The 23,976-nt window shown below is 38.0% G+C and carries 23 protein-coding genes; 16 read left to right on the top strand and 7 right to left on the bottom strand.

The features are described 5' to 3' along the window. Positions 1 to 59 precede the first annotated feature (59 nt). The 3 genes from J4Q03_RS00370 (at position 60) to J4Q03_RS00360 (ending at position 5,372) form a co-directional block, all read left to right on the top strand. Positions 60 to 1,394 carry a trigger factor gene (locus J4Q03_RS00370; protein ID WP_426046276.1) on the top strand — a complete coding sequence of 445 codons (1,335 nt, stop codon included), beginning with the start codon at positions 60 to 62 and terminating at the stop codon, positions 1,392 to 1,394. Between the two features lie 278 nt (positions 1,395 to 1,672). After that, positions 1,673 to 2,359 (top strand): hypothetical protein, encoded by a 687-nt coding sequence (locus tag J4Q03_RS00365; RefSeq protein ID WP_426046275.1) that lies wholly within the window; start codon positions 1,673 to 1,675, stop codon positions 2,357 to 2,359. A 154-nt stretch (positions 2,360 to 2,513) separates the two neighbouring features. Beyond that, positions 2,514 to 5,372, top strand: coding sequence for a M16 family metallopeptidase (locus J4Q03_RS00360; RefSeq protein WP_426046274.1), 2,859 nt, complete (start codon positions 2,514 to 2,516; stop codon positions 5,370 to 5,372). Positions 5,373 to 5,432: 60 nt separating this feature from the next. Here J4Q03_RS00360 and J4Q03_RS00355 read toward each other — a convergent pair whose 3' ends face one another. After that, on the bottom strand, positions 5,433 to 6,017 hold the full coding sequence (locus tag J4Q03_RS00355; protein ID WP_426046273.1) for a DUF3109 family protein: 585 nt from the start codon (positions 6,015 to 6,017) through the stop codon (positions 5,433 to 5,435). Between the two features lie 5 nt (positions 6,018 to 6,022). Further along, positions 6,023 to 6,928, bottom strand: a complete 906-nt coding sequence (locus tag J4Q03_RS00350; protein ID WP_426046272.1) for a DUF6427 family protein — start codon at positions 6,926 to 6,928, stop codon at positions 6,023 to 6,025. 42 nt (positions 6,929 to 6,970) lie between these two features. Here J4Q03_RS00350 and J4Q03_RS00345 point away from each other — a divergent pair, with 42 nt between their 5' ends. Next, positions 6,971 to 7,204: a DUF6341 family protein gene (locus J4Q03_RS00345; protein ID WP_111956350.1), complete on the top strand. Its 234-nt coding sequence runs from the start codon at positions 6,971 to 6,973 to the stop codon at positions 7,202 to 7,204. A 77-nt stretch (positions 7,205 to 7,281) separates the two neighbouring features. Here J4Q03_RS00345 and J4Q03_RS00340 read toward each other — a convergent pair whose 3' ends face one another. The 5 genes from J4Q03_RS00340 to J4Q03_RS00320 all read right to left on the bottom strand — a co-directional run bounded on the left by J4Q03_RS00340 (position 7,282) and on the right by J4Q03_RS00320 (position 10,423). Next, positions 7,282 to 7,719, bottom strand: coding sequence for a universal stress protein (locus J4Q03_RS00340; protein ID WP_111956352.1), 438 nt, complete (start codon positions 7,717 to 7,719; stop codon positions 7,282 to 7,284). Between the two features lie 59 nt (positions 7,720 to 7,778). Continuing rightward, a complete protein-coding gene (locus tag J4Q03_RS00335; protein ID WP_426046271.1) occupies positions 7,779 to 8,384 on the bottom strand; it encodes a fumarylacetoacetate hydrolase family protein in 606 nt (201 codons plus the stop codon). Positions 8,385 to 8,458: 74 nt separating this feature from the next. After that, the gene (locus J4Q03_RS00330; RefSeq protein ID WP_426046270.1) at positions 8,459 to 8,857 is read right to left on the bottom strand and encodes a putative signal transducing protein; all 399 of its coding nucleotides are present in this window, start codon (positions 8,855 to 8,857) and stop codon (positions 8,459 to 8,461) included. 3 nt (positions 8,858 to 8,860) lie between these two features. Next, on the bottom strand, positions 8,861 to 9,625 hold the full coding sequence (locus tag J4Q03_RS00325; protein WP_116011036.1) for a 3'-5' exonuclease: 765 nt from the start codon (positions 9,623 to 9,625) through the stop codon (positions 8,861 to 8,863). A gap of 84 nt (positions 9,626 to 9,709) precedes the next feature. Beyond that, positions 9,710 to 10,423: a CDP-alcohol phosphatidyltransferase family protein gene (locus J4Q03_RS00320; protein WP_426046269.1), complete on the bottom strand. Its 714-nt coding sequence runs from the start codon at positions 10,421 to 10,423 to the stop codon at positions 9,710 to 9,712. Positions 10,424 to 10,512: 89 nt separating this feature from the next. Here J4Q03_RS00320 and J4Q03_RS00315 point away from each other — a divergent pair, with 89 nt between their 5' ends. From J4Q03_RS00315 to J4Q03_RS00260, 12 genes are all read left to right on the top strand, one after another. Then, complete coding sequence (locus J4Q03_RS00315) at positions 10,513 to 12,441, top strand: LTA synthase family protein (RefSeq protein ID WP_426046268.1); 1,929 nt, start codon at positions 10,513 to 10,515, stop codon at positions 12,439 to 12,441. Between the two features lie 269 nt (positions 12,442 to 12,710). Further along, complete coding sequence (locus tag J4Q03_RS00310; RefSeq protein WP_426046267.1) at positions 12,711 to 13,130, top strand: DUF2147 domain-containing protein; 420 nt, start codon at positions 12,711 to 12,713, stop codon at positions 13,128 to 13,130. 105 nt (positions 13,131 to 13,235) lie between these two features. Next, on the top strand, positions 13,236 to 13,733 hold the full coding sequence (locus J4Q03_RS00305; RefSeq protein ID WP_426046266.1) for an RNA polymerase sigma factor: 498 nt from the start codon (positions 13,236 to 13,238) through the stop codon (positions 13,731 to 13,733). A gap of 1 nt (position 13,734) precedes the next feature. After that, positions 13,735 to 14,352, top strand: coding sequence for a hypothetical protein (locus J4Q03_RS00300; protein WP_426046265.1), 618 nt, complete (start codon positions 13,735 to 13,737; stop codon positions 14,350 to 14,352). 93 nt (positions 14,353 to 14,445) lie between these two features. Further along, complete coding sequence (locus J4Q03_RS00295; RefSeq protein ID WP_034709939.1) at positions 14,446 to 15,426, top strand: pyruvate dehydrogenase complex E1 component subunit beta; 981 nt, start codon at positions 14,446 to 14,448, stop codon at positions 15,424 to 15,426. Between the two features lie 117 nt (positions 15,427 to 15,543). Next, positions 15,544 to 17,535: a KUP/HAK/KT family potassium transporter gene (locus tag J4Q03_RS00290; protein ID WP_426046264.1), complete on the top strand. Its 1,992-nt coding sequence runs from the start codon at positions 15,544 to 15,546 to the stop codon at positions 17,533 to 17,535. A gap of 67 nt (positions 17,536 to 17,602) precedes the next feature. Further along, the gene (locus J4Q03_RS00285; RefSeq protein WP_034706517.1) at positions 17,603 to 18,076 is read left to right on the top strand and encodes a Fur family transcriptional regulator; all 474 of its coding nucleotides are present in this window, start codon (positions 17,603 to 17,605) and stop codon (positions 18,074 to 18,076) included. Positions 18,077 to 18,079: 3 nt separating this feature from the next. Beyond that, positions 18,080 to 19,813, top strand: a complete 1,734-nt coding sequence (locus tag J4Q03_RS00280) for an OstA-like protein (protein ID WP_426046263.1) — start codon at positions 18,080 to 18,082, stop codon at positions 19,811 to 19,813. A gap of 272 nt (positions 19,814 to 20,085) precedes the next feature. After that, on the top strand, positions 20,086 to 20,991 hold the full coding sequence (locus tag J4Q03_RS00275) for a hypothetical protein (RefSeq protein WP_426046262.1): 906 nt from the start codon (positions 20,086 to 20,088) through the stop codon (positions 20,989 to 20,991). A gap of 1 nt (position 20,992) precedes the next feature. Beyond that, on the top strand, positions 20,993 to 21,820 hold the full coding sequence (locus J4Q03_RS00270) for a hypothetical protein (RefSeq protein ID WP_426046261.1): 828 nt from the start codon (positions 20,993 to 20,995) through the stop codon (positions 21,818 to 21,820). Between the two features lie 2 nt (positions 21,821 to 21,822). After that, positions 21,823 to 22,599, top strand: coding sequence for a hypothetical protein (locus J4Q03_RS00265; RefSeq protein WP_426046260.1), 777 nt, complete (start codon positions 21,823 to 21,825; stop codon positions 22,597 to 22,599). A gap of 131 nt (positions 22,600 to 22,730) precedes the next feature. After that, on the top strand, positions 22,731 to 23,906 hold the full coding sequence (locus tag J4Q03_RS00260) for an aspartate aminotransferase family protein (protein ID WP_426046643.1): 1,176 nt from the start codon (positions 22,731 to 22,733) through the stop codon (positions 23,904 to 23,906). Positions 23,907 to 23,976: the final 70 nt, after the last annotated feature.

Here is a 23,976-nt window from a genome sequence, read left to right as displayed (position 1 = left end):
ATAAGTAGGTAATTCTCATAAAAATTTCATATTTTTGCAACCTAAAATTTTAATCAATAATGAAGGTTACCGCACAAAACCATGATGACGTAAGTGCATTACTTACAGTGACATTGGAAAAATCTGACTACAAAGAAAAAGTAGACAAGCAGTTGATTAATTATGCTAAAAATGCGCAAGTTCCTGGTTTCAGAAAAGGGAAAGTGCCTTTGAGTATGGTTAAAAAACAATATGAAGCAGGTATTGCATTCGAAGAAATCAACAAACAGGTTTCTGACGCATTGAATAACTATGTTAACGAAAACAAGTTAAGATTAGTTGGTCAGCCTGTTCCTCAGCCAGTAAACCAATTGGATTACAACGCTGAAAAAATTGAAGTTGCTTTCGAAGTAGGATATGAGCCTGAATTCACTATAGATTTAGCTAAATATGAAGCTCCTCATTATAAAGTAGAAGCTTCTGACAAAGAAATTACCAAGAGCATTGAGAACATGCAGAAGCGTTTTGCGGAGCAGGTTCCTCAGGATAAAATCACTAAGGATTCTTATATAGCTTTAGAAATTTCTCAGGTTGTAGAAGAAGATGCTGAAGGAGAGCACCACCACCATCCAAAGAACGTTACCATTACTGCTGAAAACAAAGAAGCTTTCAAATTGGTAAAAGCTTTAAAAATGGACGGTTCTGTAAAAGTATCTAAAGAAACTCTTGCTGGTGACGAAGAATTGGCTAAAGAATTAGGTTTCAGTAAAGAAGAAGTTGAGCATTTACACCATGCTGAAGTAGAGGTTAAAGTAAAAGATTTCTATTCATTGAACCTTGCTGAACTTAACCAGGAGTTATTCGACAAAGTTTACGGAGAAGGAACAATCAAGTCTGAAGAAGAACTTAAAGAAAAAGTAAAATCTGAGCTGGATGAGTACTTCCAGCAGAATGCTGACGTTCACTATGTGAATAAAGTATTGGAGCAGGTTACTGAAAAAGAAGAAGTGAAACTTCCTGAAGATTTCCTTATAAAATGGTTATTGTTCTCTAACCAGAATATCCAGTCTGAAGAGCAGGCTAAAGGAATTCTTGAAGCAGAGAAAAGCCAGTTAAGATACCAGATCATTGAAGGTAAATTAATGACGGATAACGACATCAAGTTAGACTATGCTGATGTTTTGGCACAGGCTGAGCAATTGGTAAGAAATCAGTTGGCAATCTACGGAATTCACCATTTAGGGGATGAGGAGATCCAGAAATATGCTGTTGAAATGTTGAAAGACCAGGAGCAGGTAAGACAGATTTCTTCTGAAGTAGCTATGGCTAAGCTGAAAGATGTAATTCTTGAAAAAGCATCTAAAAAAGAAACTAAAATCTCTCACGACGAGTTTTTAGAAGAGCTTAAAAAGTAATGTATTCCGATATAAATATTTCAAAACCTCCGAGAAATCGGAGGTTTTTTTATTTCCACACTAAAATTTATACTTCTTTTAATATATTCCTCATTTTTTATTGCACCAATCATTACTATGGCTCATATAACAGCGGTATTCTATCATTTAGCGTTCGAATATTCTTAAAAAATCTTAATAGATCCGGGCAGGAATTATCCCGTATTATGTATAAATATCCCGTGTTTATCTTCTTGTGGTCATTATTCATATATTTACACCCTAAACTTATTATAGATATGAAAAAGATCATCATTCCGTTTTTCTGTGCCGTACTTTTTTCAGTGCCGGCAGCAGCTCAGCAGACCAGTGCAGCTCCCGCAAAGACGGAAGTTGTAAAATCTAAGCTGACCCCAAAAGAAGTTATTGATAATTACTTTAAAGCTTTGGGAGGTAAAAGCAAATTAGAAGCAGTAAAATCTACGGTTATTGATAATACACTGAATGTTCAGGGAATGGATATCACCATGAGCACTACGAAAATGGGCAATAAATTTAAATCTGTACAGACTGCAATGGGACAGACAGTAAGTCAGGTTTTTGACGGTGAAAAAGGCTATATAGAAAGAGGCGGACAGAAAACTGATTTCCCTGCCAATAATATTGCCGAACTTAAAAAAGGAACAACGATTGAGGCATTGGCTTTTAACCCTGCCAACTTTCAGACAGCAACAGTAGAAAAACTGGACAATAAAGATTATAACGTGTTATCTTCAGAAAAGGGGAAGTTTTACTTTGATGCCGCTACCGGACTCTTATACAGATCTTCCATGGGAGAAGGAAGTGTTACCGTGAAAAACTACATCACTGCGGAAGGTATAAAGTTTCCTTCTGAAGTAGATATTGACGGGAAAGGACAGAAAGTAACGATAAAGACGACTAAAGTGGTTTTGAATACCGTTACATCTGATGCGGATTTCAAATAAAAAACTGATATTTTACAGTACAAAAAGCCGGATATTTTCCGGCTTTTGTATTGTCTGAAAAATTTTTAACTCAATTTTAACTCAAATATGAATTTTAAGATTTCTTAAGATGGTGAATAATTGATACTTTTAGTCCGAAAATAAAATTAATAATATGAAAAAAGTTTTATCCTCATTTGCAGTCATTTTTCTGATGTCTTCAAATGTTTTCGGACAGAATATTCCCGTGGATTCTTCCGTGAGAACCGGAACTCTTTCCAATGGAATGAAGTACTACATTAAAAAAAATACATTACCGGAAAAGAAAGTAGATTTCCGTCTGGCCATCAATGCCGGATCTATTCTTGAAGATGAAAACCAGAGAGGCTTGGCGCACTTTATGGAGCACATGAACTTCAACGGAACCAAGAACTTCCCGGACAATAAACTTGTCGATTTTCTGCAGTCTATCGGAGTGAAATTCGGGCAGCACCTTAATGCTTATACAAGCTTTGACGAAACCGTATACATGCTTCCTGTTCCATTAGATAAACCTGGCAATCTGGATGCTGGACTTAAAGTAATGGAGGACTGGGCTTTTAATGCAACCCTTTCCGATGCCCAGATCAATAAAGAAAGAGGCGTTGTTCTGGAAGAATTGAGGCTAGGTCTGGGTGCTGACAAAAGAATGGCAGACAAATATCTTCCTAAATTATTATATAAATCTCAATACGCAGACCGGCTTCCGATCGGTAAAAAAGATGTATTGGAAAACTTCAAGCCGGATGTGATCCGGAAATTTCACCAGGATTGGTACAGACCGGATCTGATGGCGATTGTAGTTGTAGGAGATATCAATATAGATGAAGTTGAAAAAAAGATCAAAGACAATTTCGGCAAATATAAAAACCCTTCCAAACCAAGGGAGAGAAAAGTATTTGATCTGCCTAACCATAAAGAAACATTAGTTGCCATAGAGACCGATCCGGATGCTACCAACTCAATGGTTCAGTTTATTATGAAAGATGCTGAGGCTTATCAGCCGGATGTGACGGTTGAGCAGTATAATCAAAGCATTGTAGAAGGACTTTCCACCGCAATGCTGAACAATAGATTAAAAGAACTGATTAACTCCAATAATCCGCCTTTTACTTTCGGATCAGTGTATCACGGAGGAACTTATGCAAGAAGTAAAGAAGCCTTCCAGGGATTCGCAGTCGTAAAAGAAGGAAACCAGTTAAATGCTCTGAAAGTTCTTTTGGAAGAAGTGGAACGGGCGAAGAGATTCGGATTTACACAGACAGAACTTGACAGGGCAAAAGCACAAATGCTGTCCAACCTTGAAAGATCTTACAACAACCGCGACAAGACGGAAAGTGATATGCTGGTAGATGAGTATGTAAGAAATTTCCTGGAGCAGGAACCGATGCCGGGAATTGCCTGGGAATATGAAGATACAAAGACCTTCCTTCCTAAAGTTACTTTAGCCCAAGCCAACGAAGTGATCAAGAAAATGGTAAAGGATGACAGCAGAGTGATCGTGATTACAGGACCAAAGAAAGACAATGTTACAATGCCTACCGAAGCAATGGTTCTTAATACATTTGAATCTGTAAAAATGGCAGACCTTAAGCCTTACGAGGAAAAAGCAGCCATCAAAAACTTAGTTAAACCTTTTAAATCAGAAGGAAAAATAGCTAAAACAGAAACGGATGCCAAATTGGGAACAACAACCTGGACATTAAGCAACGGTGCCAAAGTGACCTTCAAAAAAACTGATTTCAAAGATGATGAAATTGTGTTTTCAGCAAGAAGCTTAGGTGGAAACTCTCTGATCTCTGATGCTGATTTTATAAAAACTCAGTTTGCTTTTGCAGCACTATCCGAAGCTGGAGTAGGGGGATTGTCAAAAGCAGATCTTACCAATTACCTTGCAGGAAAGCAGGTGAGTGTCAATCCAATGGTTGGACCTTATTATGAGGGAATTTCAGGAAGAACTTCCCAGAAAGATCTAGGAACCGCTATGGAGCTTACGTACGCTTATTTTACAGGATTAAATTACAACCCTGCCGCATTCAATGCATATAAAGAAAAACAGTCTGCAATGCTGGACAATTTGCTGTCTAATCCTCAGGCTTACTTCTCCAATGAACATGCGAAATTCATGAACCAGAAGAACCCAAGATTCATCGGACTGTTCCCGATGGAAAAAGACTGGGCCAATACAGATTATAAAAAAGCATACGATATCTATAAAGAGAAATTTGCCAATGCAGGAAACTTCCAGTTCTATTTCGTAGGAAATATTGACGAAGCTGTATTTAAAGAGCAGGTACTTCAGTATATCGGCGGTCTTCCTTCAGCAGGGAAAACATCAACATTCAAAGATACAGGCTACAGACAGTTAACCGGAGATCACGCTAAAGTGTACAAAAAAGGGAAAGATCCTAAAAGTCTGGTGACGATCTCTTACAGTGGAGAAACTCCTTACAACGAGAAAGAAGCTTTGGCTCTTGCAGCCCTTGGAGAAGTAGCAACTATCAAGGTTATTGAAAAACTTAGAGAAGATGAAAGCGGTATCTATGGCGGTGGAGCAAGAGGAAGTATGAATAAAATTCCTTACAGTGCCTACAATTTCAGCATCAGTTTCCCTTGTGGACCTGAAAATGCAGAAAAGCTTACGAAAAGTGCCGTTACCGAACTTCAGAAACTGATTGATAAAGGTCCTGAGCAGAAAGACCTTGACAAGTACAAAGAAGGAGAGTACAACGACAATAAAACGGAGCTTAAGGACAATATGTTCTGGCTGAACGCTCTTGCTAAAAATCAGCTGGACGGAAGTGATAAATATGATATTCTTAACTATCAGGAAAAAGTAAAAGCACTTACCGTGAAAGATCTTCAGGATGTTGCCAAAAAATACCTGACAAAAGGAAAGATTACAGCAACGCTGATGCCGGAAGACGGATGGGAAAATGCTAAAAAAGAAGAGACAAAAACAGCAGTAATGGGAGCAACAGTCGTTAAACAGTAATTTTATTTTAAAATAATTGATAAAGAAAAACCGCAGATCAGTCTGCGGTTTTTTTGTTATTTAAGAGCCATATGCTTTTTTCCATTCATCGGCAGCTTCGCTTAAAACATTATAAAACTCTTCGCCATATTTTCTGGTCAGTGGAGTTTTCAGGAACTTGTAGACAGGAACCTGCAGTTCTTTTCCAAGCGTGCAGGCGTCACTGCATACCTTCCATTCGTGGTAATTCAGGGCAGTAAAAGTAGAATATTCCGTGACACGGATCGGATAGAGGTGGCAGGAGATCGGCTTCTGCCAGTCTACGGCACCATCTTCATACGCTTTTTCAATACCGCATTTGGTAATTCCTCTTTCATCGAAAGTAACATAAGCACATTCGCGGTCTTCTACCATAGGAGTAACATACATTCCATCCTCCGGATCTGTAGTCCATGTTCCCTGCTCCTCAAGGGCTTTGATGCCTTCCTGTGTAAGGTAAGGCTTTATTTTATCAAGAATACTGTCTAAAATCTCAAGCTCATCCTTATCTAGCGGAGCACCTACATCTCCTTCCACACAACATGCACCTTTACATTTCGTAAGGTTGCAAACAAATTCTTCGGAAAAAATATCCTCTGAAATCAATTTATCGTCTATCTGAATCATAATCTTTAAAATAAATCAAAATATGTACCTGCTTTAAAAGCAATCAAGCTTATAATGATAAGCCATAAGCTTACCTCCTGCATCCAGTATTTTGGCAGAAATCTCATCATCCTGCTCAGGATAATGCTCGATGGAAATGCCAGAAGCAGTAAATATTCATAATTTTTATTCATATATAGAATAATCGTCACCAGCTGGGCCAGTGAGAACACAAGCAAAAATGTGTACTTGTATCTGCTTATCGGGCTTTTCTTATTATAGTTTTTAAAATGGTCATATACGGCATAAATAAGCATCAGGAGAATAGGGATTAAAGGAAGCAGTTCAGTATAATCTGTCATTGGCCGCATTTTTCCAAAAGGGAAATAGTCAATATTCCATGTCGTAAACCGGAAAAAGAACATGATAGAAAAGTAACTGAAAACGATCAATACAATTCCCAACAGAAACCTGAAAAGATTCAAACTTATTTTTTGAGAAGTTGCGATCACGTGAGCGATCACAAAAAGTGCCATAGGCCATGTGGTAGGAAGAAAAATAAAATTCAGCGCAACAATGGCGCCTACCAGAACATAAGATTTCTTTCTGATATCTTCATCCGCACTGGTTAAAAGCAGGAGCAGAAAAGAATTGGTAAGCAGTGAAACGGCAATTCCGATATCCAGATTCCCGGGATAAAGACCGAAAATAAAAAATGTATATAAAAATAACGGCAGATGCGTCTGATAATTAAGAGCAATACTGTGAAAACAAAAATATCCCAATGCAATCCCCAGAAAAGTTATTCCCGCGATAATTGCTTCATAAGTATTGAAATTCAGGATGTTAAATATTATGACTACTAAAAGAAGAAAACCAATATAAACAGGAATTGAAAAAATATTGCTTTCTTTTGAAAGTAATTTAAACATTTTTTATAAATTTGTACAAAGTTAATTTAAAAAAGGAAAATAATGACGTCTTTCTGGTTATTCTTAAGTAAAGTTTTCAAATGGGCCTTCGGTTTTTTTGATGCATTTGGAAATGTTCTAAACTGGATTTTATTTATCGTTTGCTGCGTACTGTTTACGTACTGGTGCTATGTACTGGTAGTAAAACTAGGTGGTGACAAAGATAAAGACTACTATTCTCCTACTGAGGGTAAGAACCCTTATTACGATCCTAAGATCTATAAAAAAGAAGGTTAATTAATTGGTTATATAGTAAAAAACCGATCGGACTTTGGTCTGATCGGTTTTTTTATTAACGGTTAAAATATATTTTTTTAGTCGTGGATAGGAAGCACCAGTACCGGAACATGAGAATCTTTCGTAAGACCTTTCGTTAAACTTCCCACGAAAACATCATAGATTCCGCTTCTTCCGTGTGATCCCATTACGATATAATCAGCATTTTTTGCCTTGGCGTATTCCAGGATGGTATCTTTTGCAATGCCCTGCTTTAATAAATGCTCGCAGTCTATATCATGAGCAATGATCCTTTGTTCGATCTTGTTCAGCTGTATAAGCTCTTCTCGGATCTCATTGGCTTCTACTTCAGGAAAATATTGATATCCCATATCACCGATAGCAAAACCAATATCTGAAGGTGCTACGTGAATCAGAAAAATTCTGCCATTCAACTGTTTTGCAAATTTTACAGCTCCATCTACAAGCTGTTCTGTTTTGTCCCCAAAATCTACGGGTAGTACAATATTTATCATGACCTTTAATTTTGTTATTTAAAGATAAGAAAAATTGCCCAGTTTTTTATGTTAAATACTTATAATATTCGAATATCAAGAATTTTATCATCTTTCAGATAAGCTTCGAGAATATCATTTTCATTCACCTTTCCCACTCCTTTTGGAGTTCCGGTAAAAATAAGATCACCTACTCTCAATGTAAAATACTGGGAAGCAAAAGCGATAATATCGTCAAAGCTGAAGATCATATCTTTTGTATTGCCATCCTGAACTTTTTCTTTGTTCTGAAACAATGAGAACTGCAGTTCTTCAAGATCATAATTTTCTTTTTTGAAAAAGTTCCCTACCACTGCTGAGCCGTCAAAACCTTTGGCAAGCTCCCATGGAAGACCTTTGGATTTCAGCTCGCTCTGAAGATCTCTTGCCGTAAAATCTATTCCTAAGCTGATTTCTTCATAATGTTTGTGAGCCACCTCTTTCTGGATGTATTTTCCTCCTTTTGAAATCTTTACCACAACTTCCAGCTCATAGTGTACATCATTGGAAAATTCAGGAATATAAAAATCATTTCCTTTCAAAACCGCCGTGTCGGGCTTCATGAAAATAACCGGTTTTTCAGGAATTTCGTTTCCTAATTCTTTTGCATGTTCGCTGTAGTTTCTTCCTATACAAATGATTTTCATAAGTCTTTTAATTATTGATATTTATGTACTCGTTCAGTCACAACGAAGCAATCTTTTATTATTTTTAAATCCTATTAATGTGTAAACTCATTCCCACAATAATAACATACAAACTTCTGGCTCGATAAAATTGATATTCCAAAAAAACTCGTTGCTCTGTCGTCCCTGTAAATATGGTTTGAGCCACATTTCGGGCATACAAAATCAAATACCGGATCTTTAATGGTATGTTCCACTTCTAAAGAATACGCTTCGTTATCATTATAATCCTGCAGGATTTGTTTCGCTTTTTCCAGGTCGTCTTCAAAAACCTGAAGCTGAATGCCACCCACGGCTTGTGAAAGCAACCAGTCAGACTGGATGAGCTGCTCGTTGGCAATGAAGCCATTCACTCCGTTTTCGGCAAGGATCTGCTTATCCCTGTTGGCTTCAAGGGCTGTTTCGTAAAATTTAAAACGAACTAGGTTTGACATTTTTTAGAATTTACCTGACAATTGAATTTTTGTGAAGACTTTCTTCGTATAAAGCGGAAAATCGGCATTCTGAAGCCATCCGTAATATCCCAGGTCTTTCTGGAAAACAGCTTTTACCACCTGTCCTTTATATTTTCCGAAATTAAAAACGGGTTCTGATTTTTCATTATACCCAATGAATCCGGCAAGATCTGCATTCTTATTGTGGAATGTAAATTCGCTTAAAGGAGCAATCTCATTAGGAATATCGTCATATTTTCCGACCTGCGCATCCAGCACTTCAAAAGTAGCCATCACATCAGCTTCCGCAGAATGGGCATTTTCTAAAACCTTTCCGCAGTAAAACTGATAGGCAGCCCCTAAATTTCTCGGTTCTTTCTTGTGGAAAATAGTCTGCGCATCTACCAATCTGAATTTGCTGAGGTCAAAATCTATTTCAACTCTTAACAGTTCTTCTGCCAGAAGCGGAACATCAAAACGATTCGAATTGAAGCCTCCCAGATCACTTCCTGAAAGCATTTCCATAATTTTTGGAGCAATTTCTCTGAATGTCGGGGCATCCTTTATGTCTTCATCATAGATTCCGTGGATCTCGCTGCATTCTTTCGGAATAGGTATTTCCGGATTTACACGCCATGTTTTGCTTTCTCTGGATGCATCCGGATTTACTTTTAAAATGCAGATTTCTACAATTTTATCTTTTCCGATATTGGTTCCTGTAGTTTCAAGGTCAAAAATGCAGAGAGGTTTATGGAGTTTTAAATTCATGTCTATAATTGATAATGTGTTAATTTGAAAATAAGCTGATCTTTAAATTTGCAGTTCCAAAGTCTAATGTCTGATATCTGAATTCTACTTCAGCTGTTTCTGAAAAACCAGTGATACTACTATATAATAAATAACAAGCATCGGAATGCCAACGGTCTGAAATATGGCCAGAATAGCAATCCCGCCACCCAGTAAAATAACTTTCGGGTAATTGTCCTGGAGTTTTTTAGACTTGAATTTCATCGCCATCATCTTAATCGGACTGATCAGAAGCCATGATGTGATAACGGTCAGTAAAATTAAAAACAAAGAATTTTCAAATAAAAAACCGAAAGTTCCTGTTTCCCTAAAAGCATAATACAGCCCAAACAGCAATACTGTGTTGGTAGGGGTGTTCAGTCCTTTAAAATAATAACGCTGCTCTTCATCAAGATTGAAAATAGCCAGTCTGAGGCATGAAAAAACAGTCACCAGAAGTCCAATATAGCTGATATCAAAAGGAAGATGCAGACCTGCTATTTCATTTCCGAAAGGTTCCAGTGCTTTATACATCGTAAGACCGGGGATCAGGCCGAAGCTTACCATATCCGCCAGCGAATCCAGCTGAAGTCCCAGATTGGAGTTCGATTTTAGTGCCCGGGCTACAAACCCATCAAAAAAATCAAAAATGGAAGAAAGAACGATACAGATGGCCGTAGTCTGGTAATCGCCCAAAATAAGATGTATCGCCCCTATGCAGCCTGCAAATAGATTGGCAAGGGTCAATAAATTGGCAAGATTATTTTTTATGAAATTCATGTCAACAAAAGTACAGTTTTTCCAAATTTTAACCTGAAATATTATGAAGGAAAAAATACATTAATAGGTTTTTGATGTAAATTTGCCGAATGAAATTTTTTAAAGAATTTAGAAAACAAGAAGTTCTGGTCCTTTTTTACCGGATTTTCTTAGCATACGTTTTTTATCAGGTTGCCCGGCTTTTGTTTTGGTATTTCAATAAAGAGCTTATTAAAGTGGATTCCGTTTCAGATTATTTCAACCTGGCATTTCATGGAATTGCCTTTGATACCACGGCTATTTTATATGTCAACGCTTTATTTATTCTCTTAAGTCTGGTCCCGGTGGTCATCAATACAAAAAAAGTATACCAGACCATTTTATTCTGGCTGTACTTTATCACCAACGGAATTGCCTACGCCATGAATTTCGGGGATTTTGTCTATTATAAATTTTCACAGGCAAGATTAACATCTACAGCATTAGAGGTTGCAAAACATGAAACCAACATTTTTAAAGTATTCACGGTTTCCCTGGGACAGCATCCTTTTGTTCTCATATGGTTCATTATTTTAATGACACTTTGGATTTTCCTTTATAAAAAAGTGAAAATTACAGAACAGAAACCTGTAAAACTTATTCCGTACTTTATCTGGTCTGTGCTGGTTCTTTGCGGTACAGCTGTTTTGGCTGTTGGAGGAATCCGTGGTGATTTTAAACACAGCACAAGACCTATTAATTTAGTGGATGCCAACCGTTTTGTGATGAACCCGCTTCAGGGCAATATAGTGTTGAACAGTACATTTTCATTTTTCAGAACCTTAGGAACCAATAATTTTAAAGAAGTTCACTTTGTAGACGAAAAATATATTGCTGACCATGTTCAGCCTTATAAAATATATGACAGGAAAGTGCAGAACCGCCCCAATATTGTTATTTTTATTGTTGAATCTTTCGGGCGCGAATATTCAGGTGCTTTTAATAAAGACAAAAACATAAACGGTTACGTTTCTTATACCCCTTTTATAGACAGTCTTGCAGGCCACAGTTTGATTTTCCCCAACATGTTTGCTAACGGCAGACAGTCTATTCATGGGATGAGCAGTGTGTTGGCAGGAATTCCAAGCCTTACCGATGCTTTTACCAGCTCACCGTATTCCAATCAGAAAATTCAGTCTATTGTTTCAGTTTGTAATGATCTGGGCTATGACACTTCTTTTTACCACGGAGCTCCGAACGGATCGATGGGCTTCCTCGGATTTGGAAATATATTGGGCTTCAAGCATTATTTTGGGAAAAACGAATTCAACCATGATGAAGATTTTGACGGAATGTGGGCCATATGGGATGAGCCATTTCTTCAGTACTTTGCAAAAAATACAGGAAAGACACAGCCCTTTATGTCTACGGTATTTACTGCTTCGTCACACCATCCGTTTAAAATCCCTGAAAAATACAAAGGAAAGTTTAAAAAAGGAACTATAGAAATGCATGAGCCGATGCAATACACGGATTATGCGATTAAAAAATATTTTGAAACGGCAAAAAAAGAGCCCTGGTTCAATAATACCATCTTCGTTTTCACGGGAGACCATACCAACCAGATCGCTTATGGCGAGTATGAAAAAGCAATGAACCGTTTTGCAGTTCCTTTACTATTATATTCACCCAATCCGGAATACAATCTTAAAGGCGTGAATCCTGAAACAGCACAGCAAATAGATATTTATCCTACACTGGCAGACCTTATCGGCTATAATAAGCAGATCAGAAGCTGGGGAAGAAGCCTTGTTAGCGATAAAAAATATCCGTCTATTGTGGTTAATTCAGATGGAAGCTCAGAACAGTTCATTATTGGAAACCATATGTACCGTTTCGACGGTAAAGAGATTACAGGAGTATATGAAAAGAATGACCTTGGCTTTGCCAACAACTTATTAGGTAAATTAAAGACCCCTGAAATAGAAAAGGAAATGAAAACTGCAAAAGCTTGGTATCAGGATTATATGGACAGAGTCATTAACAGGAAGCTTAAATAAGTTTGAGGGGGTCAGAGAGTTTTAGCGTTGTAGAATTAAGTTGCTAGTTATTGGTTCAAACCACGCATCTCATCCCGAAACTTTATTATTTGCAGAAATTTAAGAGTTTGATGTCTTAAATCTAGATTCTTGTCTCATCAACCTTTTTACCCTTTGGCCTATGATATGCTTTGTATAATAAAAGTTTTTGTCTGTTTAAATTTTAATTTATACATTTAGCAACAGATAGATAACAAAAAACGTATATCGGAATTAAAACTATAAGAAATATGAAAAAATTATTATTAACATTCGTGCTTTCCCTGTTTGGCGTATTATCGTTTGCACAGATTGAAGGTAAATGGAAAACTATAGATGATGAAACAAAACAGGCTAAATCTATTGTTGAGATCTATAAAAAATCAGATGGGAAGTATTATGGAAAAGTTTCCCAGCTGCTTATAAAGCCCGCCAATCCAAACTGTACATCATGTAAGGATGACAGAAAAGGGAAGCCGATCTTAGGACTGGAAATCATCAGAGGTCTTAAAAAAGAAGGAGATGAGTTTACAGGAGGAACTATTACGGATCCTAAATCAGGTAAAACTTACAAATGTACCATTACAAAAAGCGGTGATAAGCTGAATGTAAGAGGGTATATGGGAGTTTCTGTATTTGGAAGAACCCAGGTTTGGGACAAAGTGAATTAATCAAGTTTAAATAGAACTTTAACACGGCATTTCAGAAATGAGATGCCGTTTTTATTTTTTTAAAGAAATTCTGTAACGAAAATAAAAACTTCCCACTCATAAGGTATGAACTCAGAACTGGAGAAAACTTTTGTTGATTTCTTTAAGCCCAACCAGAGGCTTATTCATAAAATATGCAAAATATATACAGATAATGCCGAAGACCATGAAGATCTTTTTCAGGAAATTACCGTCCAGCTTTGGAGATCTTTCCCCGGATTCAAAGGTGAAGCTAAATTTTCCACCTGGATGTATAAAGTAGCACTTAATACGGCAATGACCCTTTTCAGAAAGCCACAGAAAAAAGTACTGCAGCATGCCGATATAGACGTTTCCTCTCTGAAAATGGAATATGAAGTATACGAGGATGATGAATATAAACTGAAAAAAATGTATAAAGCCATTCACGAGCTGTCCGATGTAGAAAAGGCTTTGATCATGATGTATCTTGACGACAGGCCATACAAAGAGATCGGTGAAATTCTAGGAATCACAGAAGGCAACGCGCGGGTGAAAATGAACAGGGCAAAGAACAATCTGAAAACCAAAATAAACACAAAATAATATGAAAGAACTGGAACTTTTAAAAAAAGACTGGGATAAAAATGAAGACGGCTTTAAAAATTATTCCGAAAATGAGATTTATTCAATGATTAAGCAGAAATCCATTTCTGTAGCAAAAACTTTATTTCTGGTAGGCGTAATAGAAATTGCAGTGTGGTCTGTATATGGATACATCAACGGAGAATTTCCATATCTCAGACTGCTTCTGTTCTCAGGATTTATTATTCTGGCAGTTTTACTGTTCCGGAAATTGAAAACCGGGCAGGATTCCCTGTCATTAATGAAAAATATTCTAAATATGAGGAAGCTGATTTTTGGATATGCAGCAATTTCTTTTTTTCTCATCATCCTGGATAACCTGATTCATTTTGATCTTTATACCAGAGATTTTATGGCAGGAATAAAAGACGGCTGGCATAAAGGACATCATATAATAGTGCATACCGATCCTGAGACTATGGTTCCGGAATGGGGAAATTATGCAGTATTCCTGTTTTTTATGCTGCTGGCATTCTTCATTATATATACCGTTTATAAAAGAACGTATGGTAAAATCCTGTCCGATCTCAGAAAAAACTATAGAGACCTCAGCCGGATAGAGGAAAAACCTTTTGATTAAAAATATTAGGGCATCTCATTCAATGAGATGCCTTTTTTGTTATGTTAGTAATAAAAAAACACTATTTTTGTAGTCTAAATTTTTCAAATAAATATGGCAGAATATACTTTTCGTGAGGTAATTGCGCAAGCAATGAGCGAGGAAATGCGTAAAGACGAATCCATCTTTTTAATGGGGGAGGAAGTTGCAGAATACAATGGTGCGTATAAAGCTTCAAAAGGAATGTTGGATGAATTTGGTCCTAAAAGAGTAATCGATACACCCATTGCTGAGCTTGGTTTTACAGGGATTGCTGTAGGGGCTGCAATGAATGGTAACAGACCAATTGTAGAGTATATGACGTTCAATTTCTCATTGGTAGGTATTGATCAGATTATTAATAATGCAGCTAAGATCCGTCAGATGAGTGGTGGCCAGTGGAACTGTCCTATCGTTTTCAGAGGGCCTACCGCTTCGGCAGGACAATTGGGAGCTACACACTCTCAGGCTTTTGAAAACTGGTTTGCCAATGTTCCGGGACTTAAAGTAGTGGTTCCTTCAAATCCTTACGATGCGAAAGGATTGTTGAAAACCGCTATCCAGGATAATGATCCGGTTATTTTCATGGAATCTGAACAGATGTACGGTGACAAAATGGAAATTCCTGAAGAAGAATATTACCTGCCAATAGGTAAAGCAGATATCAAGAGAGAAGGTACAGATGTTACTTTGGTTTCTTTCGGTAAAATCATGAAGCTGGCTATTCAGGCGGCTGAAGATATGGCTAAAGAAGGAATCTCTGTAGAGGTGATCGACCTTAGAACCGTTCGTCCTCTTGATTTTGATACAGTTTTAGCTTCTGTTAAAAAAACAAACAGACTGGTAATCCTGGAAGAAGCCTGGCCGTTCGCCTCAATTTCTTCTGAAATTACCTATATGGTACAGCAAAAAGCATTTGATTATCTGGATGCGCCTATCAAGAGAATTACCACTCCTGATGCGCCTGCACCATACTCTGCTGCATTATTTGCAGAATGGTTCCCTAAGCTTGAAAAAGTGAAAGAGGAGATCAAAAAAGCGATGTACGTAAAATAACTATTATAGAGAAAAACTTCCGAAAGGAAGTTTTTTCATTTATTCTATTCATGAAGAATAGTTCATGACGTCATAAAATTAGTATAAATTTGCGCGTTTAAAAATAAATTGGCTGATATGGCAGAAGTTACAGAGGGTGGTCATCACTTTGACCTTAAAAAGCTCTCATTCGTAGGCGTTATAGTTTCTCTCGGGATTGTTTTCGGAGATATCGGTACGTCGCCCCTTTACGTAATGAAGGCGATTGTTAACGCAAGAAAAGACGGATCCAGTATGCCGTTCGATGAATATATTGAAGGGGCATTGTCCTGTATTATCTGGACCCTGACGCTTCAGACTACCCTGAAATATGTAATCATTGCTTTAAGAGCGGATAATAAAGGGGAAGGAGGTATTCTTGCTCTTTATTCATTAGTAAAAAAACTCAAGAAAAAATGGCTCTACGTGGTCGCCATTATCGGCGCCTCCACACTCGTTGCAGACAGTGTAATCACCCCTTCCTTAACAGTGATGTCTGCGATTGAAGGGCTTAAAATATACAATCCTGAAACACCTGTAGTCATCATCACCATCGTTATTTTATTCGTGGTTTTTGTCGTACAGCAGTTTGGGACCGCTTCAATCGGGAAATTCTTCGGACCGATCATGGTGACATGGTTTTTGGTTTTGGGAATCTTCGGTTCAATCCACATTTTTGACCATGTTGAGATCATCAGAGCATTTAACCCCATGTATGCCTATAACCTGATCACTCACTCTTCCAGTGCTATTGTGATCATGGGAGCTGTTTTTCTCTGTACCACTGGGGCTGAGGCTTTATACTCAGATCTGGGACATTGCGGAGCAAAAAATATCAGGGTAAGCTGGATTTTTGTTAAGGTGATGCTGATTCTGAACTATCTAGGACAGGGAGCATGGCTTCTTGACAATTATCACCAGGTATTCAACGGGGTAAACCCTTTCTTTGGAATTATGCCTCAATGGGCAGTTCTGCCTGGAGTAATCTTAGCCACAGCTGCTGCCATCATTGCCAGTCAGGCTGTTATTACAGGATCATTCACCATGTTCTCAGAAGCAATGTCTATCTCTTTCTGGCCCAACCAGCATATTGAATACCCTTCGGGAATTAAAGGGCAGATGTACATTCCCAGAATCAACTGGGGACTGATGGCTTTCTGTTTTGTAGTGGTGATATTTTTCCAGAAATCAGAACGGATGGAAGCCGCTTACGGTCTTACGATTACGATTACCATGCTGATGACAACCATCTTGTTGATATTCTGGCTGAGCCGTACAAGAGTCAATAAGATCTTCATTATAGGTTTTGCGATTGTCTATCTGTTCCTGGAATCCGGATTCTTCTATGCCAACGTAATTAAATTTGTAGATGGAGGATGGCTGACTATGGTACTTGGAGGATTTATTGCAGTCTGTATGTATGCATGGTATAACGGAAGATTAATCAAAGCCAACTTTATCCAGTATGTAAAAATTGAAAAATATGTCTCCATCATAAAAGACATGAAGCTGGATGAAAGCATTCCAAAGTATGCCACCAACCTTGCTTACTTAAGCAGAGCCAAAAGAAATGATGAAGTAGAATCAAAAATCATCTATTCCATCATTAAGAAACAACCTAAAAGAGCGGATCATTACTTCATATTAAGCATTGTTAACCAGGAAGATCCATACACTTTCAAATATACTGTAGATGAAATTCTGCCGGGAACCGTATACAAAGTCAATTTCCTTTTAGGGTTTAAAGTTGACCGCAGAATCAATGATTACTTTAATATGGTACTGAAAGATCTTATGGCAGAAGGAACCATTCCATCAAGAAGCAGTCATCCGTCTCTGAGAGCGCACAACATTCCGCCGGATCTGAAATATGTAATTATTGATAATACATATATTAACGATATACTTTTAACTGTTAAACAGAAGATTACCCTCAATATCTATAGCTTTGTGAAGTACATTGGAAGCGATGATTTCAAGGCCTGGGGAGTGTCATCACACAACGTGGAAGTGGAATCTGCCCCTATTACAGAACTTACGGTTTATGACAACAAGATCGAGCAATCCGGCTTCTTCCGTCATAATTCCTAAAGGTGGAGGTAAGAAACCATACCGTCTATTTAAATAAAAATCAATAAATTTGTAGATAATTTTTTTGATGGATACAGTACAAAAAGAAAAAAATATTGCTTTGATCAAGGATGTGTTAAGAAACTACCTGCTAGAAAAGGGTTTCAGAAACACACCTGAACGATATACGATATTAGAAGAGATTTATAGTATGGATCATCACTTCAATGTGGATGATCTGTACCTTCTTATGATGCAGAAGAAATATCATGTTTCAAAAGCAACAATTTACAACACTATTGAAATTTTCCTTGATGCAGGTTTAATCCGTAAGCATCAGTTTGGAGAAAAAACATTGACCTCTTCATCTTACGAGAAGTCTTATTTTGACAAGCAGCATGACCATTTGGTGATCTACAAAAAAGGCTCCGATAAAGAAATTGAAGAGATTATCGAGTTCTGTGATCCGAGAATCCAGGGAATAAAAGAAGCAATTGAAGAAGCATTTGGCGTAAATATTGATTCGCATTCGCTGTATTTCTATGGTACCAAGAATGATTAATCAATGAGAATACTCCTTTTTCTGTTAATTTTTATTTCTGCGTTCAGCTCCGCACAGGACAATAAAACCACGCAGATGGATCCTTATATTCAAACTAAAGGCAAGACTTCGCCGGTAGTACGTCCTGAAGATAAGGTGAAAATCATCCATTCCGATGAATTTAAAAAGGACACGAAGTACGAAGGAAACCAGTATATGGTAGGTCACGTTCAGATAGAGCACCAGGGATCTATTCTGTATGCTGATGAAGTTATCCTGTACAACGACCAGAGTCTTGTAAAAGCTATCGGCAACGCAAAACTTCAAAATGCAGACGGCTCCGTGATTACTGCCCATGAAATGGAGTATAATGGAGTGACCCAGAAAGGAGTTGCCAAAAAAGATGTTGTTCTTACCGATCCGAAGCAAACGATAAAGACAGACATCCTGTATTATGACAGGCTTGCCAATCAGGCATACTTCAATACCGGAGGAACGATTTCCGATGCGCAGAATGTAATGTATACCAAATCTGCAACGTATTTTCTGGACACCAAAATGATCGATTTTGTTGGAAACGTTAAAATCGACAGTCCGGATTATATCATAGAAGGTCCCAATATCAAACAGAACCAAAATACAAAGGTTGCTGAGTTTTTCGGGCCTACGACAATTACCAACCGCGCCAACCCTAAAAACAGGATCTACACCGAAAGAGGAACTTATAAAATGGAAACCAAGGAAGCTTTCCTTAATAAAAATTCCAAGATCTTTTATAACGATAAGATCCTTACCGGGGATGATATGTATTTTAACAATATCACCGGATTCGGCAAAGCGACCGGAAACGTTACACTCGATGATCCTATAGAAAGAAGGTATCTCAAAGGCGGTTATGGAGAGGTTTTCCAGAAAAAAGATTCTGCTATGATGACCAACGGCCCTTATGCCGTTAAAATTATGGAAAAAGACTCTATTTACTTTGCCGCAGAAAAAATACTTTCTTACCAGAGACCCAATTCAGCAGATATTACGCTAAAGAAAAGCTTTTTAAGAGCTTACAAAAAAGCACGTATTTTCAAATCAAATGCCCAGGGAAGAGCAGATTCTATTGCTTTCAACGAAACAGACGGTATCATGCATATGTATACCAATCCCATTCTTTGGAGTGGTGAAAAACAGGTAACCGGAGACAAAGTTGAAGCTTATTTCAATACCAAAACTGAAAATATAGACTCCCTTAAGGTAATTGGAAATGCTTTCGCGATCAGCAAAGTAGATTCATTAAATCTTAAAGATGAATTTAATCAGGTAAAAGGTAAATTCATGACCGTTTACTATGAAAATAATGACATTAAAGAAGCCAGAGTAGTTGGAAATGCGCAGTCAATTGTTTATGTAGACGATGTAGATCAGGAAACAAAACAGCCTCAGAGAATAGGAATTACCCTTTCTACCTGCGGGATCATCGGAGCCTTATTTGAAGAAAGAACCTTACAGATCATATCATGCAGTATAGGTGCCAACTCAGATACCTATCCTATGAGTAAAATAGAGCCGGAAAAAAGAAAGTTCTCGGATTTCAACTGGAATACCAAAGACCGGATCAGGAAATGGCAGGATATCCTTGTAGACAGTCCTAATTATGAAGAAATAAAATATTCTGCAGATAACGAACTCTTTAACCAGGCTCAGGAAGCTGTAGATAAAGAAAGAGCTAAAGAAGAAGCCAAAAAGCCTAAACGGGTACGGAAATAAGCAGAATATTTTCAACGAAGAATAAAAAATCACCATTTCCAATTAGAAATGGTGATTTTTTTCATGACTAAAAAGCGAAAATATACCCTTAATCACATAAAATAATTGATCTTTTTCAATTTTGTAATAAATTATTTATATCCGTATATTGCATTAAACCTATGTTTTTATTCTTTATTACTGATTTGATATTATTTTTTTTATGATTGAGATCATTTGAGTTGTAATATTTTATAAATTTAATACACCAAGAATGATAAAAAATTTAGAAAATGAAAATCAACTATTTCCTCTTGACCCTTATTTTTTGCTTTTTAAGGGTTAGTGCACAGGTTGGGATTTCGAAAGCGCCAAGTTTTCAACCCGACACAAGATCACTTCTGCATGTAAAACAGGATAACAATGCAGCCCGGATGCCCCGTTCCAATACTGCTGTATTACTTCCTGTCTCTGCAACCGGAACAACCGGGAATGGAACTCAGGGTTCTGTTATTTTCAATAGGGAAACCGGAAGTATCGTACAGAATGACGGTACAGTCTGGAAAATATCGGATCCTATTGTGACCACGATGAAGAATAACAAGATGGCACGCTTTATACGGACAGGTACTGTTACTACAAGTTGTGGAACCTGCGGACTGGCATGTGGCTTTACAGTTAGGACCTGCACAGCTGCTAATATCAACTTTACGACGGCTTCACCAAGTTTTAATGAAATTTCAACAGATGTTTCATTGGCTGCTGCTACCAGCAACGTAGTTAATATCAACACAAAAGGGCTTTACAAGGTTTCTTTCAAGAGTGGGGCATTAGATATCAGTACACCGCTCTGTCTTGGCGTTATTATTAATCTCAGATCAAGACTGGATCTTGAGCTCAGTACAGCATCAGATGCCACCTGGAGACCCATTAATAATACAACCAGTGCATCTACGGCAGGAGCTCTTTCTGTCAGCACTCTTCTTCCCGGTTCTATTGATGTAGGACAGGCTCTGGCATTTACTTATGTAGGTGTTTTCAATGCCGGTGACAAACTCAGGCTCAATATGGGAGGAACTCAGGATATTGGTACAGGAGTCTGCTCAGGAGCATTAGGGGGAAATAATATGTTTTTTGCGATGTCAAAAACCGGAAATGCTGTTTCAGAGATCATTGTTGAAAAAATAAATATGCAATAAGATGAAAAAGATTACATTACTTATGGTGCTCATTTTTCATTATGCATTAATGGCACAGGTTACTATCGGCAGCAGTACTGTTAGCAGCCAAAATATACTGAAAGTTGAGGATGGTATCAGAGGAGTGATACTTCCTTATTCAAACATTTATACCTCCTTCCCAATATATAATGCTTCCGCACCGGATGTTTTTGATGACTATCCAAATCTTGTAGGGAGCCTTATTTATAACAAGAATGATGAACAGTATTACAAATATGACGGCTACGCCTGGAACCCTTCAAGACAGATTCAGGGTATCTATCAACCCAGAGCATCAAGACTTGGAGTATCTCAGGGAATAACCATTCCATGTATTTCATTTGGAATAGGATTCTGTTTCGCGGGAGGAGCTCCGGCTTATCTTGCTCCCGATAACAGGAGCCAGGTTCTTGTTGATAATTTACTTCTTAAAAACGCAAGCAGCGTAACAGTTAAAGCAGCAGGAATGTATGATGTAGGAGTTGCTCTTGCTTTTACAGGAGGAAGTTTTGGAGCAGTAGCAGGAATTACAGAATTTAAACTTACACTGCAGGTTAAATATACACCAGCTTCAGATTGGGAAACTGTAGTTTCGAAAACCAATTATTCTATTATTTTTATCGTGGATACGCAGGGTAATAAAACATCAAGTTTTGCACAGACCATTTCTCTTCCGGCAGGAGCCGAGCTTAGAGTAGTTCCTGCAATCAGTTCCACTGCTATTTCCGGAGGCGCCTTGGCAGCTTACGGAACAGACACAAATTCGTCCAGTTCATATCTTGCAGCACGTTTAATTAAAGCTTACTAATCATGAAAAAACATATCTTCTGCTGTCTGATATTGATGGTCAATATATACAGCGCACAGGTTAATTTTACTAATATTCCCAATCCGGATTCCAATGCCAGCGGAAATGATCAGGTTATGTTATACATTACCAATACAAGTGAAGCTGCAGGCGTAAAAGGTTTTGGCCTTCCGGCTGTTGATACAGAGGCCTTACTGCCTTTTACAGGAGCAAGTGCACCCGTAACAGCTATAGAAGAATTAAAAGGAATGCTTCTATTCGTTAAAAGTACAGGACAGGCTATGGTCTTTAACGGATTGGTATGGAGTAAAGCCTTTGAAGTGGAATCGGATAATACTTCCAGATTTCAGCTCAATTCGGTTTCTACCACATCAGGATCTGTATTTCTTCCGATCAACCCTACAATAGATAAGGTTAATTACCTGGCTGATCCTTTAAAGCTTAAAACCAATGTTCCAACGACGGGTGCCAATCTTAACAGGTTATACATCCGCCAGACAGGTTTATACAGGATTAATTTAAATATTACTTTTACAGGACCGGCAGGCTCCTTCAGTAGCAGATTGGGTGCCGGTATGTATGTGAATGATGCACAGAGATTTCAGCTGCTGGAAAATACTGTAAATTTTGACGGGACCAATAGAAAGATTAACCTGGATTTTTCCGTGTATGCAATACAGGGACAGTATATTACCTTAGAAGCTGTTTCCGAGGTTGGAGGAACCACTTCCTATACCGTTACGAATAACAGTTATGTCACAATAGAAAAGGTATTGTAATAACAGGACATGCTTTTAAATAAAGAACACTACTCTTAAGGTCTTAAGGGTAGTGTTTTTTTATTAGAGCGGATAATTTCTGCATGTGATGAATCTTTTTTAGCTTTGCTGAAAATTTTCGCGACATGGAAATGCATAAAGACTTTTTTATATATCAGGCACAGACCACAAAATTTGCAGCAGGTTTTGAAGTTGAAAAAGCAGAAGGAAGCTATATCTACGGAACAGATGGAAAAAAATATCTGGATTTCGTGGCAGGGGTTTCTGCCAATACTTTAGGGCATTCACATCCTAAAGTGGTGGAGGCTATCAAAGAGCAGGCAGACAAATACCTGCATGTAATGGTGTATGGAGAATATGCACAGGAGAAGCCTGTAGCACTATGTAAACTTCTGGCAGAAGCTACCCCCGATCCTCTGGAAATCACCTATCTGGTCAACAGTGGGGCAGAAGCTATCGACGGAAGCCTTAAACTGGCCAAACGTTATACAGGAAGAGAAGAGATTGTTTCCTTTAAAAATTCATATCACGGGAACACCCACGGTGCACTGAGTATATCCGGAAACGAAACCCATAAAAGAGAGTTCCGCCCATTGCTGCCCATGGTCAGCTTTATAGAATTCAATAATGAAAATGATTTTGATAAAATTACAGAGAAAACGGCCTGTGTGATCCTGGAAACCATTCAGGGAGCCGCAGGATTCCTGGTACCTGAAGACAATTACCTGATCAAACTTAAAAAAAGATGTGAAGAGGTAGGAGCGCTCCTTATTCTTGACGAAATCCAGCCCGGTTTCGGAAGAACCGGCAAGCTATTCTCTTTTGAGCATTTCGGAATCGTTCCCGATATCCTGGTAATGGGTAAGGGAATGGGGGGAGGAGTTCCGGTAGGTGCTTTTATGAGCTCCAGGAAGATTATGGAAACACTGTCACATTCACCAAAGCTGGGGCATATTACAACCTTTGGAGGGAATCCTCTGATTGCAGCAGCCAGCTATGCTACCCTGAAGGAAGTTTTGGAAAGTGGCCTGATGGACGAAACCGCTGAAAAAGAAAAATTGTTCAGGGAACTTCTTGTACATCCAAAGATTAAAAATATCAATGGAAAAGGCCTGATGCTGGCTGTAAATCTCGGAACACCGGAATATACCCTTGAAGCGGCTAAGAAATGCATGGAAAAGGGTCTTATTGTGTTCTGGCAGCTCTACAGAAATGAGTATATGAGAATCTCGCCGCCACTTACCATTTCAATGGACGAAATCAGACAGGGATGTCAGATTATTCTGGATGTCTTAAATGAAAAATAGACGATAAATCTCTCCAATTCGGAGAGATTTTTATGTATTGCATTGCAGTTTTTTGAGTTGAAAATTATAT

Origin of the sequence: Chryseobacterium sp. NFX27 (assembly GCF_049887855.1) — a bacterium.
In the GTDB taxonomy this organism is placed as follows: Bacteria; Bacteroidota; Bacteroidia; order Flavobacteriales; family Weeksellaceae; genus Chryseobacterium.
This window is presented reverse-complemented; position numbering and strand designations above follow the sequence as displayed.